The sequence below is a fragment of the Streptomyces sp. NPDC058221 genome (assembly GCF_042882365.1).
GTDB lineage: Bacteria > Actinomycetota > Actinomycetes > Streptomycetales > Streptomycetaceae > Streptomyces.
In genome coordinates this window covers 1-18354 of record NZ_JBHVWF010000151.1, presented here as the reverse complement: position 1 = coordinate 18354, position 18354 = coordinate 1, and the positions used below count along the sequence as shown (strand labels likewise).

The window sequence follows — 18354 nt, the reverse complement described above, 5'->3', positions numbered from 1 at the left end:
CCGCGCCGCGCCGCCCCCCCGGGGCGCGGGCCCCCCCGGGGGGGTGGTGTCCTCCCCCCCCCGCAAGCCGGGGGGGGGGGGGGTGACCCCGCCCCCCACCCCCTTCGTCCTCGGTGCTCCTGCCGGCCCGGGTCAGTCCTGCCGCAGTCCCAGGACCGTCGACTCCAGGTACTGCTCCGGCTCCTTGTACTGGCTGACGTCGGCCGGGTTGTAGCGCGGGGTCTGCCGGGACCAGTCGAGATTGCCGCGCATCCAGCTCCGCATCCCGTCCAGATACGGCTCCAGCATCCAGGCGAGCTGCGGATACGCGCTGAGCAGTTCGGTCTGTGCGGTGAGGAAGCGCTCGGTCTCGGCGGCGATCTCCGCGCAGACATGGTCCAGCGACTGCTGTTTGCCGTATCCGCGGTGGTGCCGGACCAGGTGGACGAGGTTGTGGATCTCGCCGAGGACCTGCTCCTTCTCGTAGGAGTACACGTCGTTGGCCCAGCACACGACGTTGCAGGAGGCTTCCAGCGCGGTGATGAACCGGGGGTCGTTGTGGATCGACTCGGGCGTCTCGATACCGGCCACGATCTCTATCAGGTCCATGCAGACGTGTATCGCACCGGTGTGCCGCCGCTTCTCGATGTACGTCGCCTCGGGCGGGACCACTCCGTCGGCCCGGTTCCCGGCCTCCCAGGTGGTGGCGGTCGTGAGGTACGTCATCAGATGCCAGGCGAAGCGGCGCCGCCAGTGGGCGGCGGCGGTCGGCGTCGTGCGTTCCCACAGGTCGGCGAGGGCGACGACGGCAGCGGGCAGCTCTTCGTGCGCCAGCCGGCCCGTGCCGGTGCCCTCGACCACGGACCGCATCAGGGCGACCACGTCCCGTACCCGGTCCGGACTGCGGCCGAGGTGGCCGTCGTCCAGCTGGTCGTCGACGAGGAACAGCCAGACGAACCAGTCGGCCACAAGGTCCAGGTTCTCGCTGTCGGCGGTCGGGTACACCATGCCCACGAAGGCCCCGAAGTCCGCTTGCTCGAAGCGCTCCCTGGCCGAATCCCGGTGCACCAGACCGGTATTGCGGGTCCAGCTGTCGAGATGTTCCCTTACGTGCCCGACATGCGGATTCGTCCGCTGGGGGAACGGGCAGTAAATGTCGGGCAGTTCACTTTCCACGGGCGGCTGGTGATCCTCTCCGGTCGTACGTATGACGGAAGTTGTGACCATTCCGCTGTTCCTCCGTGGCGTCTGGGTGACCCGCAGGACCTGCGGGTTTGAAGCTACCTGACCCCCTGTCACCAGGTCCAGGGATGATGATCACGAATGATCCGAATGCGGTGCGGGTAAGGTCTGCGGGTAAGGCAGGTTCCACTTGCCCGGGACTCCCGGTCCTCCTCCTCGGAGGAAGATACGAACGCGGGAGTCATTTGTTGTGTCTTCGTGGAAACGACCTGCGCCATTTCGTATGAAAAAATGAGTGTTATGCGCTTTCTTGAGCCCGGCACCGGTCGATACACAGAGAACCCCTCGGTCCCGTACGACCTCACGTACGACGACGTCTTCATGGTCCCGGGCCGGTCGGCGGTCGGATCCCGCCAGGGGGTCGATCTGTCCGCGCCCGACGGCACCGGCACGACCATCCCGCTCGTCGTCGCCAACATGACGGCGATCGCGGGCCGCCGGATGGCCGAGACGATCGCCCGTCGGGGCGGGCTCGTCGTCATCCCGCAGGACATCCCGATGGAGGTCGTCACCGAGGTCATCACCTGGGTCAAGACGCGCCACCTCGTGCTCGACACACCCATCGTGCTGGCTCCCGGACAGACGGTCGCCGACGCGCTGTCCCTGCTGCCGAAGCGGGCCCACGGCGCCGGTGTCGTCGTCGACAGCGAGCAGCGGCCCGTCGGCGTGGTCACCGACCACGACCTGACCGGCGTCGACCGCTTCACCCAGCTGTCCGAGGTCATGTCCAAGGACCTGGTGCTGCTGGACGCGGACATCGACCCGCGCGACGCGTTCAACAAGCTCGACGGCGCCAACCGCAAGCTCGCCCCCGCGGTCGACGCGCAGGGCCGTCTCGTCGGCATACTCACCCGGAAGGCCGCACTGCGCGCGACTCTCTACACCCCCGCCACCGACGGCGCGGGCAAGCTGCGGATCGCCGCTGCCGTCGGAATCAACGGTGACGTGGCCGGCAAGGCCAAGCAGCTCCTGGACGCGGGCGCCGACACCCTGGTCGTCGACACCGCGCACGGTCACCAGGAGTCCATGATCAGCGCGGTCCGCGCGGTCCGGGCGCTGGACCCGCAGGTGCCGATCGTCGCGGGCAACATCGTGGCCGCCGAGGGGGTGCGCGACCTCATCGAGGCCGGCGCCGACATCATCAAGGTCGGTGTCGGACCCGGCGCCATGTGCACCACCCGGATGATGACCGGGGTGGGCAGGCCGCAGTTCTCGGCCGTCCTGGAGTGCGCCGCCGAGGCGAAGAAGTACGGCAAGCACGTCTGGGCGGACGGCGGCGTCCGCCACCCGCGCGATGTCGCCATGGCGCTCGCCGCGGGCGCGTCCAACGTGATGATCGGTTCCTGGTTCGCCGGGACGTACGAGTCGCCCGGCGACCTCCAGCAGTCCGCCGACGGACGCTTCTACAAGGAGTCCTTCGGGATGGCGTCCGCGCGCGCCGTGAAGAACCGCACCTCCGACGAGTCGGCGTACGACCGAGCTCGCAAGGCGCTCTTCGAGGAGGGCATCTCCACCTCGCGGATGTTCCTGGACCCGACCCGCCCCGGCGTCGAGGACCTGGTCGACTCGATCATCGCGGGTGTCCGTTCCTCCTGCACCTACGCCGGTGCCGCCTCCCTCGCGGAGTTCGCCGAGAAGGCGGTCGTCGGGGTGCAGAGCGCCGCGGGATACGCGGAGGGCAAGCCGCTGCACGCCAGCTGGAGTTGATCCCGAGGCTTCACATCATCCGTGCCCCCTCCGGCCGTTCGCGCCGGAGGGGGCACGGGCGTTTCAGGGGGCCCGATGGGGCGGTTCCGGTGTCCGGATCCGGGTGCCTGTGAACGCTTTCACGCTTTCCAACTCTGTTGAAAATTAAGTAACATGAACCCCAATCAGCTGCCCGCCTCTCTGCGGTAAGGGATCTCATGTCCTTCTTCACTGACCTGGCCCATCAGTACATCGACGGCGAGTGGAGGCCGGGCAAGGGGTCCTGGGACATCATCGACTTCAACCCCTTCGACGGGGAGAAGCTCGCCTCGATCACGGTCGCCACGGCCGACGAGGTGGACCAGGCGTACCGGGCGGCCGAGACCGCCCAGCAGTCCTGGGGAGAGACCAACGCGTACGCCAGGCGGGCCGTGCTGGAGAAGGCGCTGCGGATCGTCGAGGAGCGCGAGGCGGAGATCGGCGACGCGATCGTCGCGGAGCTCGGCGGCACGCGGCTGAAGGCCGCCTTCGAGCTGCATCTGGCCAAGGAGTTCCTGCGCGAGTCGATCCAGCTCGCGCTGCGCTCCACCGGGCAGATCCTGCCCTCGCCGACGGAGGGCAAGGAGAACCGGGTCTACCGGGTGCCGGTCGGGGTGGTGGGTGTCATCAGCCCGTTCAACTTCCCCTTCCTCCTGTCGCTGAAGTCGGTCGCCCCGGCCCTGGCGCTGGGCAACGGCGTCGTCCTCAAGCCGCACCAGAACACGCCGATCTGCGGCGGCACCCTGGTGGCGAAGGTGTTCGAGGACGCCGGGCTGCCCGCCGGGCTGCTGAACGTGGTCGTCACCGACATCGCGGAGATCGGTGACGCGCTGCTGGAGCACCCGATACCGCAGGTCATCTCCTTCACCGGTTCGGACAAGGTCGGCCGGCACGTCGCGACGGTGTGTGCGACGAACCTCAAGCGCTCCGTGCTCGAACTCGGCGGCAACAGCGCGCTCATCGTGCTGGACGACGCGGATGTGGACTACGCGGTCGACGCCGCGGTGTTCAGCCGTTACGTGCACCAGGGGCAGGTCTGCATGGCCGCCAACCGGATTCTGGTCGACCGTTCGGTGGAGCAGGAGTTCACCGAGAAGTTCGTGGCCAAGGTCTCCTCGCTGCGGGTCGGCGACCCGGCGGACCCGGCGACCCAGATCGGTCCGCTGATCAACTCCAACCAGGCCGAGGCGATATCCGCGCTCGTCGACCAGACCGTGGCGGCCGGCGCGACCGCGCTGCTGCACGGACGGGCCGACGGCAACCTTGTCAGCCCCTCCGTGCTGACCGGCCTGGCGGCGGACTCGCCGGTGCTGTCTCAGGAGATCTTCGGCCCGGTCGCACTCCTCGTGCCGTTCGACGGCGAGGACGAGGCCGTCCGGATCGCCAACGACACCCCGTACGGGCTGAGCGGCGCGGTGCACACCGGCAACATCGAGCGCGGTGTCCGGGTCGGGCAGCGGATCCGTACCGGCATGATCCACATCAACGACGGCACTGTCCACGACGAGCCGATCGTGCCCTTCGGCGGCGAGAAGAGCTCCGGGCTCGGGCGGCTGAACGGCGACTCGATGCTCGATGCCTTCACCACCCAGAAGTGGATCTCCGTGCAGCACGGGCGCTCGCAGTTCCCGTTCTGACCCTGCTCCACCTGCGGTGAGCGCGCCCTGCGGGGCGGGCCCATGGTCTACTTCGGGGGGCGGCACCGCCGCCCCCCGAACAGCCCTGCCCGCCCCCGCCGGGGCCCCTCGCCACCGCAGAGAATTGACCCGTACGAAGTGCGACTGAACGACCTCGACGAACGCATCGTCCACGCGCTGGCCGAAGACGCCCGCCGCTCCTACGCCGACATCGGCTCGATCATCGGGCTGTCCGCGCCCGCGGTGAAGCGCCGCGTGGACCGGCTGCGCGCCGAGGGCGCGATCACCGGATTCACCGTGCGGGTGGATCCGGCGGCGCTCGGCTGGGAGACCGAGGGGTTCATCGAGATCTACTGCAGCCGCAACACCTCGCCGGAGTCGATCAAGCACGGGCTCGCGCAGTATCCGGAGGTGGCGTCCGCGTCCACGGTGACGGGGGACGCGGACGCGATCGTGCAGGTGTTCGCGGCTGACATGCGGCACTTCGAGCAGGTGCTGGAGCGGATTGCGGGCGAGCCGTACGTGGAGCGGACGAAGTCCGTGCTGGTGCTTTCGCCGCTCCTGCGGCGGTACTCGTCGGGGTCGCCGGGGTAGCCGGGTCCTCCGGCGGCGGGTTTGTCCTCGAGCGCCGTACGGGCTGGATGCGGGGTGGGCTCGGGAGACCTGGGTCACCTCTATCGCCTGCGAAGCCCTGAGGCGCAATGAATCGTTGCGCAGGGCCGATCGGACGCAACGGATCGACGGTCCATGCGCAACGGTCGCGCCTTGTCGGGGCGTGATCGCGGACCGTACCGTCAATACGTCCCCGCCCCGCCCGCCCCGTCCGAGGTCAGCCATGCCGTCGTTGCGTACCGCCCTGCTCCAGAGCTCCGGATTCCCGGGCTCCGTGGACCGGAACATCGAGGTGCTCGACGACGCCGCCCGGCGCGCCGCCGCAGGAGGGGCCCGGCTGCTCGTCTGTCCCGAGATGTTCCTGACCGGGTACGCGATCGGGGACGACGTGCCCCGGCTGGCCGAGGCCGCCGACGGGCCCGCCGCGAAGGCGGTCGCCGAGATCGCCGTACGGCACGGGGTCGCGGTGCACTACGGATACCCGGAGCGGGACGGCGACACCCTGTACAACTCCGCGCAGCTCATCGGGCCCGACGGCTCCGCGCGTGCGAACTACCGCAAGACCCATCTCTTCGGCGCCTTCGAGCAGCAGTGGTTCACCCCCGGGGAGCGGCCGGTCGTCCAGGCCGAGCTGGACGGCGTACGCATCGGGCTCATGATCTGCTACGACGTCGAGTTCCCGGAGAACGTACGGGCGCACGCCCTCGCCGGCACCGATCTGTTGCTGGTGCCCACGGCGCTGATGCACCCGTTCCCGTTCGTCGCCGAGTCCCTGGTACCGGTGCGGGCCTTCGAGAGCCAGCTGTACGTCGCCTACGCCAACCGGACAGGTACGGAAGGCGCGTTCGAGTTTGTCGGGCTGAGCTGCCTGGCCGGACCCGACGGCACGGTCCGCACCCGGGCCGGACGCGGCGAGGAGCTCGTCCTCGGGGACGTCGACCCAGGCCTCCTGGCCGCGTCCCGGGCCGGCAACCCGTATCTGCTCGACCGGCGCCCCGGCCTGTACGGCTCCCTCGTCTGAGTCCGGCACGCCGTTCACCACCTTTCCCCGCAAGGAGTCCTTACCCCATGACGTCCACGGTGCCCACCGCTGTCCAGCACACCGAGGCAGCCCCGCCGATCACCATGTCCGGGCCGGACTTCCCCTACGCGTACGACGACTTCCTGGCGCACCCCGCCGGGATCGGACAGATACCGGCGACCGAGCACGGCGCCGAGGTGGCCGTCATCGGCGGTGGGCTCTCCGGGATCATCACCGCGTACGAGCTGATGAAGATGGGGCTCAGGCCCGTGCTCTACGAGGCCGACCGGATCGGCGGACGGCTGCGCACCGTCGAGTTCGACGGCTGCACGGTGGACGGCGAGCCGCTCACCGCCGAGATGGGCGCCATGCGTTTCCCGCCGTCCTCCACCGCGCTCCAGCACTACATCGACCTGGTCGGACTGGAGACGAAGCCGTTTCCCAACCCGCTCTCGCCGGTCACCCCGTCCACCGTCGTCGACCTGAAGGGCGCCTCACACTACGCGCGCACGATCGACGACCTTCCGCAGGTCTACCGGGATGTGATGGACGCCTGGAACAGCTGCCTGGAGGAGGGCGCCGACTTCTCCGACATGAACCGGGCGATGCGCGAGCGCGATGTGCCGCGGATCCGGGAGATCTGGGCCCGGCTCGTCGAGAAGCTCGACAACCAGACCTTCTACGGCTTCCTCTGCGACTCCGACGCCTTCAAGTCCTTCCGCCACCGCGAGATCTTCGGCCAGGTCGGCTTCGGCACCGGCGGCTGGGACACCGACTTCCCCAACTCCATCCTGGAGATCCTGCGCGTCGTCTACACCGAGGCGGACGACCACCACCGTTCCATCGTCGGCGGCAGCCAGCAGCTTCCGCTTCGCCTCTGGGAGCGCGAGCCGCAGAAGATCACCCACTGGCCGCTCGGCACCTCGCTGGCCTCCCTGCACGACGGGCAGCCGCGCCCCGCGGTGACCCGGCTCAACCGCACCGCCGGGAACCGGATCACCGTCACCGACGCCTCCGGCGACATCCGCACCTTCCGGGCGGCCGTCTTCACCGGTCAGTCCTGGCTGCTGCTCTCGAAGATCGCCTGTGACGACGCGCTCTTCCCGATCGACCACTGGACGGCGATGGAGCGCACCCACTACATGGAGTCCTCCAAGCTGTTCGTCCCCGTCGACCGGCCGTTCTGGCTGGACAAGGACGAGACCACCGGCCGCGACACCATGTCGATGACACTCACCGACCGGATGACGCGCGGCACGTACCTCCTCGACGACGGCCCGGACAAGCCCGCCAGCATCTGCCTCTCGTACACCTGGTGCGACGACAGCCTGAAGTGGCTGCCGCTCTCGGCGACGGAGCGGATGGACGTGATGCTGAAGTCGCTCGGCGAGATCTATCCGGGCGTCGACATCAGGAAGCACATCATCGGCAACCCGGTGACGGTCTCCTGGGAGAACGAGCCCTGCTTCATGGGTGCGTTCAAGGCCAACCTGCCCGGCCACTACCGTTACCAGCGGCGGCTGTTCACCCACTTCATGCAGGACCGGCTGCCCGCCGACAAGCGGGGCCTGTTCCTGGCGGGCGACGACATCTCCTGGACGGCCGGCTGGGCCGAAGGGGCCGTACAGACCGCACTGAACGCCGTCTGGGGCGTGATGAACCAGTTCGGCGGCGCGACCGATGCGACCAACCCCGGCCCCGGCGACCTCTTCGACGAGCTCGCCCCGGTCGAACTCCCGGAGGACTGAGCCCGGTTACGCGGGCCGGTGGACGGTGCGCTGCCGGCCGAGGCCGGAGATCTCGACCTCCATCACATCATCCCGCATGAGGGGGATCTCCTGACAGGTGCGGGTACGGGGACGGGGGTTGGTGCGGTTAGCGGTACGGGAGCGGTCAGCGCAGCCGGACGAGCGCGTCGGCGGTGACGGCGTGCACCGGCGGGCGTCCGGCGAGCAGGCGCAGGACCTCGTTGACGGCGCTGGTGCCGAGCCGCTGCCGGCATTCGACGCTGCCGGCCGCCTGGTGCGGGGTGAGCAGCACGTTCGGCAGGGCGCGGAACGGGTGGCCGACGGGCAGCGGTTCGGCATCGAAGACATCGATCGCCGCGTCCAGCCGGCCGGTGGTCAGTTCCGCCAGGAGTGCGTCCTGGTCGACCAGCCACGCTCGGGCGGTGTTCACCAGACCCGCCCCGTCCGGCATCAGCGCCAGCTGCTCGGCGCCGATCATCCGGTGGGTCTCCTCGGTGACCGGCGCGTGCACGGCCACGATCCGGCTGCCGGAGAGCAGCGTCTCCAGCGGGACGGACTCCACCCCGAGTTTCCGGGCATCGGCGTCGGTGAGGAACGGGTCGGTGACGCGTACCCGTGCCCCCATCGCCCGCACCATCCGGATGTAGGCCCGCCCGGTGCGGGAGGCGCCGATCACCCCGATGTCGCTGCCGTGGATCTCGTGGCGCGGCGGTGCCTCGCTCGCCGCCGCCCAGTCGAGACCGCCGCGCAGGGCGTGGTCGAAGCGCTGGACGCGGTGGAGCAGCGAGAGGGTGAAGGCGAGTGCCACCTCGGCGACCGGGCGGGCCATCTCGTCACCGGCCTGGGTGACCAGGATGCCGCGCCGGAACACGTCCTCGGTGACATAGGGTGCGACCGCCGAGCCGGTGTGCGCCACCAGCTCCAACCGGTCTGCTTGATCGAGGAGTTCGGCGTCCACCTTCGGTGCCCGCCACGAGGTGATCAGGGCTCGGGCACCGGGCAGTGCGGCGGCGACCGCAGCCCGGTCGCTGTGCTCGTCGATGACGGTGAGCCGCGCGGCCCGCTCCAGCTCCTGCCACACGTCGGCGGTGAAGAACTGGGCGCGCAGGTGCGGCGGTACGGCGACGACCACCCGGGAGGAACGGTCGGCTGTTTCAGGAGAGCCAGGCATCGAGGTGCTCCGCAACGAAGGCGTCATCGGTCGGCCAAGGGTAGGCCGCGGCCGGGCGGCGGACCATCGCCTCGTGGTCCCCGGTGCGGGCCCGGCGGACGTCGTCGAGCAGCGTCACCGCCGAGCTCGTCCACACCGCGTCCGCGTACTGCACCGTCGTGAACTGTCACGGCGACGGGGACGACGCAGGTGGCAACCCCTTCACCACGCACGGCCAGTACGAGCACGACCTGCTCTTCGACGGCAACTCCGGACTGATGGACATCGCCGGCTCCGGCGCCCAGCGGGGCATCTCCGCGAAGCGGATCACCGTACGCGGACACGTGTGCTCGTGGTTCACTGCCAACACGAAGATCACCGATCTGGCCCTGGAGGACATCACGTTGATCGCGCGGCCCACCTTCGACCAGGCAGGGACCCTCACGGTGAACGCCGGTGGGTCCCAGGTGCGCGGCTGCACCGCGAAGACCTTAGCCGTCGCCCCGCGCCCGGACCGCTCCACCCGCCCGACCACCGTCAGCGACTGCACCTTCGAACCGCCCGCCGGCGCCGAGAACGCGGCCCACCTCTCGGTCGGATCTGCGGATCTGCGGATCGACGGGGGCACGCTCCTGAACACCGGCGTCGAACTCAGTGCCGTGCGAGACCAGCGCATCACCGTCACCGGTGGCACCCGGATCACCGGCAGCAACAAGGCCAAGGTGCTGCTCGGCCGCGCCGGCGGCGCCCTCCATCTCGTCCCTGACGCGCTGGACTCGGTCCTGCACACCGCGTGCGTGGCGGACGGTACGCGGCGCAGCGCGATCCCCGAGGACGGCGAACGGGTGCGCACGGACGGGAACCTGACCCTGTGAGCGCCACCGTCCGCACCGCCACGCCGGCCGACGACCCGGCGCTGTCCGCCCTGTGGCGACGGTGCTTCAAGGCCACCCACCTCGCCGACCTGCACCGGCTGGACCCGGACAGCCACCGGCACACGTTCGTCGCGCAGAACGACGCGGGGAAGGGGATCGACGCGGTCGTCGTCTATGTGCCGAGACTGATCCGGGACGCGAACGGCACCCCGCAGCGCGTCGGCGGCATCGGCAGCGTGGCCACCCGCCCCGAGGCGCGCGGGCAGGGGCTGGTGCGACGGCTCCTGGTGGCGGCGGAACGCACTATGACGGCCGAACAGTGCGCCTGGTCGCTGCTGTTCACCGGGACGCCCGGCGTCTACCGGAGCTCGGGGTGGGAGGAGTTCGCGAGTACGTACACCGAGGGGACGCTCGCCCCCTCGGCCGGCGCCGGGGCGTTCCGGGTCCGCGCCGCCGCCCCTCAGGACGCGGTGGAGGTGGCCGTGCTGCACAGGGCGTACAACGCGAAGCGGCCGCTCAGCTCGCTGCGGGCCCGCGAGGACTGGGCGGTCCGGGTCCCCGCCTGGTACGGCGGACACGACGGGCTGCTCGTCGCCGAGGACCCCGCGACCGGCGCACTCGCCGGCTGGGTGGCGGCGCGGCACGAGGAGGACTGCGTGGAGGTGCGCGAGTTCGCGGGTGCGGACGGCTGCCTGGGACCGCTGCTCGCCGCCGCCGGCTCACGGGGCCGGGCGGCGGGACTGACCAGGGCCCGCGTCCGGATCCCCGACGCCCCCGGTGTGCGGGCCGCGCTCCCCGCCCTGCTGGCGGACGCCCGGCAGGTGACGGAACACGTGGGGATGGCACGGCCGTTGCACGCCACGGCCGAGTCCGTTCGGGCCACGGTCACGGCCCCCGGGGCGGTCCACTGGTACGGGGACTGCTTCTGAGCTGAACCGGGGGAGAGCAGCTCGGCAGATGCGGCTCTACAGCGACGCACTGCACAAGCCCTACATCACGGCCGCCGAGCTCTGCCGCGGTCACCTCGCCGCCGCCTCCGAACAGGAGTGACCCGCCAACCCAGCGAACCTTCCCGGTCACAGCACTATGCGATCGCCGACGGCGAGGTCATACCCGAGATGACGAACCCGAAGTCATCTTCTGCATGGATGAGTTCGGACCCCGCAATCCGATGCCGCACCCGGGCCGGCAGTGGGTCGAGCAATGCGGCAAGCACACGAATCTCGACCGCGGGTGGTCGCCGCGGCGATCGTCGCCTGACATGGCAGCGGCTACACCTTGCACTGGCTATGGACAGCCGCCCCTACGGCACGTTCCACCCGAGCACGACCGGCAGCTCGCGTTCGTAACCCAGCGTGTTGATCGTCCCCGGATGCGGGTGCCCGAACTGCCGCGCGGCCGACGCGTCAAGCCCAAGCCAGCGCGCGGTGAGAATGCGTGACAGGTGGCCGTGTGCAACGACGGCCACGTCGCCCTTGTCCAGCGGCAGCCGGACCCGGCCGAGGAATGTGTCGACCCGCACTGTCACGTGCCCGAGGTCCTCGCCGGCGTCGACGCCGTCGCGCCACAGTTCCCAGCCGGGCTTGAGCTCCTGGATCTGCTCGGCGGTCAGCCCCTCGTAGCGGCCGTAGTCCCACTCGATCAGGTCGGCGTCGGGCTCCGCTCTGCTCAGCCCCGCCAGTTCAGCGGTCCGCACGGCGCGAGTCAGCGGGCTGCTGTAGACGGCGGCGAACTCCCGATCGGCCAGCCGAGGCGCGAGCGCACGCGCTGCGTCCTCCCCTACCTCGGTCAGAGGCAGGTCGGTGTGGCCAGCATGCTGCCCGGTCCGGCTCCATGCGGTCTCGCCGTGCCTGATCAACACCAGTTGGCCCATGGCTGAGGACCGTATCTCACATCGAACACAGGGCAAACGTTGCCTGATGCGGCACTGCACCGCGACCAGTCCAGTCCGCTGCGGGCACCGAGTTCGGATGTTGGCCCATACCCGGGCCTCGGTCCATTCGTCACACGTGCGTCGCCCGGAGCAGCAGGCGGTCGATGTTCTCGCGGCTGCGCCTGTCGGTGGGGGTCTGGACGACGAGGCGGACGCCGGGGTGGTCGGTCAGTTCCATGCCGGTGGCACGCAGGCTCACTTCGCCGATCCCCGTGATGTCGTAGCGCTTGTCGCACAGCTGCGGTGGAGCGACGTCGTGCGTGGCCCAGAGCCGAGAGAACAGCGGGCTGGCGGTGCACAGACGGGCGACGAAGTCCTGCCATCGCGGGTCGCCCACGTTCTGGCTGTAGCGATAGCGGAACCCTGCCACGGCCTCGGGCGCCTGCTCGTCGCGCTTGACGATGTGGTGCTGCCCCTCCGGTGCCGCGAAGAGGTGCCAGAGGGTGTTGCGCTCGCCGGGCGGAGCACTGACCAGAGCGGGGTGCAGGGCAGCGTATGCGCGGTTCCAGCGCAGCACGTCGGTGCGGGCATCGACCAGCATGGCGGGCAACGGGTCCAGGGCTTCCAGGACGGTGTCGAGGTGGCCGGGGAGCTCGGTCGGCGGATCGCTGATGACCGGGGACTGGGGGACCTCGGCCAGACGGTAGAGGTGGTCACGCTCGGCGGCACCCAGAAACAGCGTGCGGGCCACCGCGTCGAGCACCTGGGAGCTGACGTTGATCGGCCGCCCCTGCTCCAGCCACGTGTACCAGGTGATGCCGACACCGGCCAGCTGGGCGACCTCCTCGCGGCGTAGTCCGGGGGTGCGCCGCCGGACTCCCGGGGGGATGCCGACGTCCCCGGGTGAGACCCGCGCGCGTCGTGAGCGCAGGAACTCCCGTAGTTCGGTCCGGTTCGTGGATGTCGGCACAGGTCCACTGTGCCAGAGGGGGGAGGCGCCGGCCTGGTGCTGCCAGTACCCGTATCAGCAGGCTTCTGGCACCGGTGTCGGCACACGGCGCAGGCTCGTACCGCCTGTGTTCCCCAGGACGTTCCCTTCGGAACGGCTACCAAGATGAATGGACGACGAGTTCCATGAGCAACGCGTTTCACAACAAGGTCGCGGTCGTGACGGGCGGGAGTGCCGGTATCGGCCACGTCACCGCGCGGAAGATCGCCGAAGAGGGCGGCACCGTCTACATCACAGGCCGGGACCAGGACGCCCTGACGGCGGCGGCCGCGGACATACCGGGTGATGTCGCCGGGGTGCGGGCCGACTCGCGCTCGGCCGACGACCTCGACCGGCTCTTCGCGCAGGTGGACCGGTGCAGCGGCCGGCTGGACGTGCTGGTCGTCAACGCGGCGGCGATCGCGACCGCGCCGCTGGGCACCATCACCGAGGACGTCATCAGGTCGGTCTTCGACGTCAACATCACCGGCACGATCATGACCGTCCAGAAGGCACTGCCGCTGCTGGCGGACGGTGGCGTCATCGTCCTGACCGGCTCGATGGCCGCGCACAAGGCGTCGTGCGGGCGGAGTCTCTACGCGGCTTCCAAGGCTGGGGTCCGCGCCCTCGCCCGTACCTGGGCCCTTGAGCTGACCCCACGCGGGATCCGAGTGAACGTGGTGAGCCCGGGCCCGACGGACACGCCCGGTATCGCGCAGCTGGCCGCCACGGCCGAGGAACGCGAGGCGCTCATCGCCACGATGGGCACCGGGACGCCGATGACCCGGGCCGGTACCGCGGAAGAGGTCGCCGCCGTCATCGCCTTCGTCGCCTCGGACGCAGCCTCCCACGTCAACGGCGCCGACTATCAGGTCGACGGTGGATACGGTCAGGTCTGACAACCTCACGGGGCCGTCACGGACCACCTGGACACGGCCGGATACCGCGGACGACGTGGTGATCTGAGGGTGAGTGAGCCGCAAACGCCAGAGCAGGTCCCTGGCCGACTGGGCATTCTCACCCGTTTTCGGTGACGCGGATGATCGCCTTGCCGGGGGTGCGCTTGTCCGGGGCGAACGCGGCCGCCGTCTCTTCCGATGCCCCGGCGCGTAGCACCCTGCGCGGCGACGCCGGCAGTCGGTCCGTTTCAACCGGCCGCGCGCCGTCCACCGTTGATCATCGCGCCGGAGGCTCGGACCCGTCGTCCGGCTCCTTCTCGTCGTATGCCGACGTCCCCGAGTCGAGCAGGGGCTCCTGGGTCTTCAGATGGGCCGGTGCGAAGGCCCGCAGCACGTGGTAGCCGGTGATCACGACGATGGTGCCGAGCGCGATACCGCTCAGCTCGAAGTTGTCGGTGACCTTCAGACTGACCCCGCCGACACCGATGATGATGCCCGCGGCGGCCGGTACCAGGTTCAGCGGATTACGCAGATCGACCTTGGCGTTCAGCCAGATCTGGGCGCCGAGGAGGCCGATCATCCCGTAGAGGATGACGGTGATACCGCCGAGGACCCCACCGGGGATGGCGGCCACGACCGCACCGAACTTGGGGCAGAGGCCGAACAGCAGGGCGAAGCAGGCGGCGGCCCAGTAGGCCGCGGTGGAGTACACCCGGGTCGCGGCCATCACACCGATGTTCTCCGAGTACGTCGTGTTCGGCGGGCCGCCCACCGCCGTCGACAGCATCGACGCGGCGCCGTCCGCGGCGATGGCGGTGCCCAGCTTGCCGTCAAGGGAGCGCCCGGTCATCTCGCCCACGGCCTTCACATGGCCGGCGTTCTCCGCGATCAGGGCGATGACGACGGGCAGTGCGACCAGGATCGCCGACCACTGGAAACTCGGTGCGTGGAAGGTCGGCAGCCCGACCCAGTCGGCCCTGGAGACACCCGACAGGTCCAGCCGCCAGTGGTCCACGGCCTCGGCGCCGCCCGCGGGGGAGTGGATCTTCCCGAAGACCCGGTCCAGGACCCAGGACAGGACGTAGCCGAAGACCAGCCCGAGGAAGATCGCGATACGGGAGAGGAAGCCGCGCAGACAGACGACGGCCAGTCCGGTGAACAGCATCACGAGCAACGCCGTCCACTGGTCCTGCGGCCAGTACGTCGAGGCGGTCACCGGCGCCAGGTTGAAGCCGATCAGCATCACGACCGCACCCGTCACCACCGGCGGCATCGCCGCATGGATGATCCGGGCGCCGAACCGCTGTACCGCGAGACCGGCCAGGAAGAGCACCGCGCCGACCACGAAGACCGCGCCGGTGACCACGGCGCTGCTGCCGCCACTGGCCCGGATGGTCGCGGCCACCCCGACGAACGACAGTGAACAGCCCAGATAGCTGGGCACCTGCCCGCGTGTGGCCAGCAGGAAGATCGCCGTCGCCACACCCGACATCATGATCGCCAGGTTCGGGTCGAGACCCATCAGTACCGGGGCGACGAAGGAGGCCCCGAACATCGCGACCACATGCTGGGCGCCGAGCCCGAAGGTGCGGGGCCAGGAGAGCCGTTCGTCCGGACGGACCACGGCTCCCGGTGCGGGGGTCTTCCCGTCGCCGTGCAAGGTCCAGCGCACGCCGAGGCCCATGGTCGCTCCCTGTGTGTAGATGCGGAGGCCCGGTGCCTCACGGGACACGACGCAGACCGCAGAAATGATCAGCGGCCATGTTAGTGCCGGATCGTGTCGCACCCACCGGCCGGGATACGGGCGAGCGGCATCGTGCCCGCGGCCGCCGATGCGGGCGCGGGCAGCCGTCGGCCGGCTGGAGGCGCCGCCCGGCGGCGACCCGTGGGATCTGCGGCCCGCCGCGGAACCGCTCGACTCGATCGCCGGCTGAACCGCTCGCCGCGCCCGTGGGCCGGACGGCTCAGGGGCGCGGCTCGGCCTTCGCGGCGCCCGGCACCCCGGCATCCGGGGGCGACGCCGTCTTGCGGTCGCCCGCCCGCAGTACGCCGGCACCGAGGATCAACCCGAAGGCCAGCACCGACACCAGACCGAAGGAGACGACCAGCGAGGTCGCCTCGGCCAGCGAGCCGATCGCCGAGGGGGCGATGAGCCCCGAGGTGTACGTGATCGTCGCGACGCCGGCGATCGCCTGGCTCGGGTTCGGACCGCTGCGCCCGGCTGCCGCGAACGCGAGCGGTACGACCACGGCGATACCGAGGCCCATCAGGCCGAACCCGCACATCGCCAGGACCACGTTGGGCGCCGCGACCACCAGGACGCCGCCTGCCGTGGCGAGGACACCGCCGGTGCGTACGGTGCGCACCGCGCCGAAGCGGTCGACGACCCGGTCGCCGGCGATCCGGGCCACCGCCATGGTCAGCGCGAACGCGGTCGTGGACGCGGCCGCCAGACCTGCGGAACTGTCCAGGACGTCCCGGAGGTAGACAGCCGACCAGTCCAGGCTGGCACCCTCGGCGAACACCGCGCAGAACCCCACGGCACCGATGATCAGGGCCGACTTCGGCGGCAGGGCGAAGCGCGGCGGCGGCTCCGCGTCCGGCTCGCTGCGCAGATCCAGTACCCGCTGACAGGCGATCAGGCCGAGCGCGGTGAGGGCGAGGGCGGCGAGGGTGTGGTGCAGTCGCGCGTCGGCCCCCAGATGGGCGGCCACCGTGCCCGCCGCCGAGCCGATCAGGGCGCCCACACTCCACATCCCGTGCAGCCCGGACATGATCGACTTGTCCAGACGGTTCTCCACCTCGACCCCGAGCGCGTTCATCGCCACGTCCGACATGCCCGCCGATGCCCCGTACACCAGGAGCGCCGCGCAGAGCGTCAGCAGGTTGGGGGCCAGTGCGGGCAGGATCAGCGCCAGGGTCCACAGCATCAGCAGACCGCGCAGCGCTGTCCGGGCGCCGAAGCGGTGACTGACCGTGCCGGCCAGCGGCATCGCGAGCGAGGCACCGATCGCCGGGAAGGCCAGGGCCAGTCCGAGCTGACCGGCGCTGACCCCGGCGTGGTCCTGGATCCACGGCACCCGCGTGGCGAAGCTGCCGGTCACCGCACCATGCACGGTGAACACCGCGGCGACGGCGTACCTGGCGCGCCTCACCTGATCCGTGCTGAAGACCGTTGCTGTGGAATCCGTCGTCATGACCGCCGTTCCCTCCCTGGAAACTTTCCGATGCTGCGGTTCCCGACGCTCCCCGGCGTCCTTCTCCACGATGCGGGCAGTAAACTATCAGGAACCCTGCCTGATAAATAGACCGTGCCGGCGTCGACTGCGGCCGCGGTCTGGAAGGATCCCGGCATGCCCGCATCACCGAGCACCGCCCGGGCCATCAACGACCGGCTCGCCCTGCGGCTCCTCCAGCAGGACGGCCCGCTGACGGCCACGCAGCTGAAGACCCTGACCGGACTCTCCCGGCCCACGGTCTCCGACCTGGTCGAACGGCTTCAGGGGGCGGGCCTGATCCGGGTGGTCGGCGAAGCCGGGGCCGAGCGCCGCGGGCCCAACGCCCGGCTTTACGGGATCGTCGCCGACCGCGCCCACCTGGCCGCCCTCGACGTACGCACCGACAGCGTCGCCGTCGTCGTCGCCGACCTCCTGGGCGCGACACTGGCCGAGGCGACCCTGCCGATCGGCACCGAGACCGCCACCGACGAAGCCGTCGAACAGGCCGTCGCCCTGCTGGAGCGCACCGCCCTCCGGGCGGGCACCGCGCCACTGCACAGCGTCGGCATCGGTGCGCCCGGCCTGATCGACCCGATCACCGGGGAACTGCGCGACACCACCGGGCTGCCCGCCTGGCACCGCCGGCTGGTCCGGGCGCTCCAGCAGCGGCTGCCCGCCGGCGTGCTCGTCGAGAACGAGACCAACCTCGCGGCCGTCGCCGAACACCGGGTCGGAGCCGCCCGCGATCACGACACCTTCGTCCTGCTGTGGCTCGGGCACGGCGTCGGGGCGGCCGTCATGCTGGACGGGAAGCTGCGCCGCGGAGCCTCCGGCGGTGCGGGCGAGATCGGCTTCCTGCCGGTCCCCGGCACCATCGGCATCCCGTCGGCCGTCAGCTGCGACGGCGGGTTCCACTCCCTGGCGGGTTCGGTGGCGCTCTGCGAGCTGGCCGCCGCCCACGGCATCGCCGCCCCGTCCGGCAGTCAGGAGCCGGGTGCGGCATTCGCTGTGCGTGCGGCCCTCATGGGGGAGGGCGACAGCGAGGCCTTCCTCGACTCGCTCGCCGACCGGCTTGCCCTGGGCGCGGCGGCCATCGCGTCGGTGCTCGACCCGGGGTGCGTGCTGCTGGCGGGCGAGGTCGGTCATGCGGGCGGCGAGGTGCTGGCCGCACGGGTCGAGGAGCGGCTGGCCATGATGTCCCCGCTGCGCACCGAGGTCAGGGCGGGTCTGCTGGGCGGTACCGCGGTCCTGCGCGGCGCGTTGCTCGCGGCGCGGGAGGCGGCTCAGGATGCGTTGTTCATGCCGGCGGTGTGACGGGTGCGGGGTTGCGGGGGAGAAAGGCGGCGAGGGGGGGGGGGGTTGGGGGGGGCCCCCCCGCCGCGGCCGG

At 70.6% G+C, this 18354-nt stretch carries 16 protein-coding genes; 9 read left to right on the top strand and 7 right to left on the bottom strand.

Features of this window, described 5'->3' with window-relative positions:
* Positions 1 to 132: 132 nt before the first annotated feature.
* Positions 133 to 1155, bottom strand: coding sequence for a terpene cyclase (locus ACFVW8_RS32720; RefSeq protein ID WP_389696478.1), 1023 nt, complete (start codon positions 1153 to 1155; stop codon positions 133 to 135).
* 306 nt (positions 1156 to 1461) lie between these two features.
* Between ACFVW8_RS32720 and ACFVW8_RS32715 the strand changes: the two genes are divergently transcribed.
* From ACFVW8_RS32715 to ACFVW8_RS32695, 5 genes are all read left to right on the top strand, one after another.
* Positions 1462 to 2928, top strand: a complete 1467-nt coding sequence (locus ACFVW8_RS32715; RefSeq protein WP_389696476.1) for a GuaB1 family IMP dehydrogenase-related protein — start codon at positions 1462 to 1464, stop codon at positions 2926 to 2928.
* Positions 2929 to 3125: 197 nt separating this feature from the next.
* Positions 3126 to 4583 (top strand): aldehyde dehydrogenase family protein, encoded by a 1458-nt coding sequence (locus ACFVW8_RS32710; RefSeq protein WP_389696474.1) that lies wholly within the window; start codon positions 3126 to 3128, stop codon positions 4581 to 4583.
* Positions 4584 to 4721: 138 nt separating this feature from the next.
* Positions 4722 to 5177, top strand: coding sequence for an Lrp/AsnC family transcriptional regulator (locus ACFVW8_RS32705; RefSeq protein ID WP_389696472.1), 456 nt, complete (start codon positions 4722 to 4724; stop codon positions 5175 to 5177).
* A 241-nt stretch (positions 5178 to 5418) separates the two neighbouring features.
* Positions 5419 to 6216, top strand: coding sequence for a carbon-nitrogen hydrolase family protein (locus tag ACFVW8_RS32700; protein WP_389696470.1), 798 nt, complete (start codon positions 5419 to 5421; stop codon positions 6214 to 6216).
* A gap of 47 nt (positions 6217 to 6263) precedes the next feature.
* Positions 6264 to 7964 (top strand): flavin monoamine oxidase family protein, encoded by a 1701-nt coding sequence (locus tag ACFVW8_RS32695; protein WP_389696468.1) that lies wholly within the window; start codon positions 6264 to 6266, stop codon positions 7962 to 7964.
* 145 nt (positions 7965 to 8109) lie between these two features.
* Here ACFVW8_RS32695 and ACFVW8_RS32690 read toward each other — a convergent pair whose 3' ends face one another.
* Both ACFVW8_RS32690 and ACFVW8_RS32685 read right to left on the bottom strand, forming a co-directional pair.
* Complete coding sequence (locus ACFVW8_RS32690; protein WP_389696466.1) at positions 8110 to 9135, bottom strand: hydroxyacid dehydrogenase; 1026 nt, start codon at positions 9133 to 9135, stop codon at positions 8110 to 8112.
* Complete coding sequence (locus ACFVW8_RS32685; RefSeq protein WP_389696464.1) at positions 9119 to 9289, bottom strand: hypothetical protein; 171 nt, start codon at positions 9287 to 9289, stop codon at positions 9119 to 9121. Before ACFVW8_RS32685 ends, ACFVW8_RS32690 begins: the two co-directional genes overlap by 17 nt.
* A gap of 4 nt (positions 9290 to 9293) precedes the next feature.
* Here ACFVW8_RS32685 and ACFVW8_RS32680 point away from each other — a divergent pair, with 4 nt between their 5' ends.
* Both ACFVW8_RS32680 and ACFVW8_RS32675 read left to right on the top strand, forming a co-directional pair.
* Positions 9294 to 9989, top strand: a complete 696-nt coding sequence (locus ACFVW8_RS32680; protein WP_389696462.1) for a hypothetical protein — start codon at positions 9294 to 9296, stop codon at positions 9987 to 9989.
* Positions 9986 to 10918, top strand: coding sequence for a GNAT family N-acetyltransferase (locus tag ACFVW8_RS32675; protein ID WP_389696460.1), 933 nt, complete (start codon positions 9986 to 9988; stop codon positions 10916 to 10918). The genes ACFVW8_RS32680 and ACFVW8_RS32675 overlap by 4 nt, the downstream gene beginning before the upstream one ends.
* 374 nt (positions 10919 to 11292) lie before the next feature.
* Here ACFVW8_RS32675 and ACFVW8_RS32670 read toward each other — a convergent pair whose 3' ends face one another.
* Complete coding sequence (locus ACFVW8_RS32670; protein WP_389696458.1) at positions 11293 to 11862, bottom strand: histidine phosphatase family protein; 570 nt, start codon at positions 11860 to 11862, stop codon at positions 11293 to 11295.
* 130 nt (positions 11863 to 11992) lie between these two features.
* Entirely contained in the window at positions 11993 to 12832 is an 840-nt protein-coding gene (locus tag ACFVW8_RS32665; protein ID WP_389696456.1) for a helix-turn-helix transcriptional regulator, read from the bottom strand.
* Positions 12833 to 12996: 164 nt separating this feature from the next.
* Here ACFVW8_RS32665 and ACFVW8_RS32660 point away from each other — a divergent pair, with 164 nt between their 5' ends.
* A complete protein-coding gene (locus tag ACFVW8_RS32660; protein WP_389696454.1) occupies positions 12997 to 13749 on the top strand; it encodes an SDR family NAD(P)-dependent oxidoreductase in 753 nt (250 codons plus the stop codon).
* 277 nt (positions 13750 to 14026) lie between these two features.
* On the opposite strand, the gene ACFVW8_RS32655 is transcribed toward ACFVW8_RS32660, so the two are convergent.
* Both ACFVW8_RS32655 and ACFVW8_RS32650 read right to left on the bottom strand, forming a co-directional pair.
* Positions 14027 to 15433, bottom strand: a complete 1407-nt coding sequence (locus ACFVW8_RS32655; RefSeq protein ID WP_389696480.1) for a uracil-xanthine permease family protein — start codon at positions 15431 to 15433, stop codon at positions 14027 to 14029.
* Positions 15434 to 15713: 280 nt separating this feature from the next.
* Positions 15714 to 16946 carry an MFS transporter gene (locus ACFVW8_RS32650; RefSeq protein ID WP_389696452.1) on the bottom strand — a complete coding sequence of 411 codons (1233 nt, stop codon included), beginning with the start codon at positions 16944 to 16946 and terminating at the stop codon, positions 15714 to 15716.
* Between the two features lie 156 nt (positions 16947 to 17102).
* Between ACFVW8_RS32650 and ACFVW8_RS32645 the strand changes: the two genes are divergently transcribed.
* Complete coding sequence (locus tag ACFVW8_RS32645) at positions 17103 to 18281, top strand: ROK family transcriptional regulator (protein WP_389696450.1); 1179 nt, start codon at positions 17103 to 17105, stop codon at positions 18279 to 18281.
* The last annotated feature ends 73 nt before the right edge of the window (positions 18282 to 18354 follow it).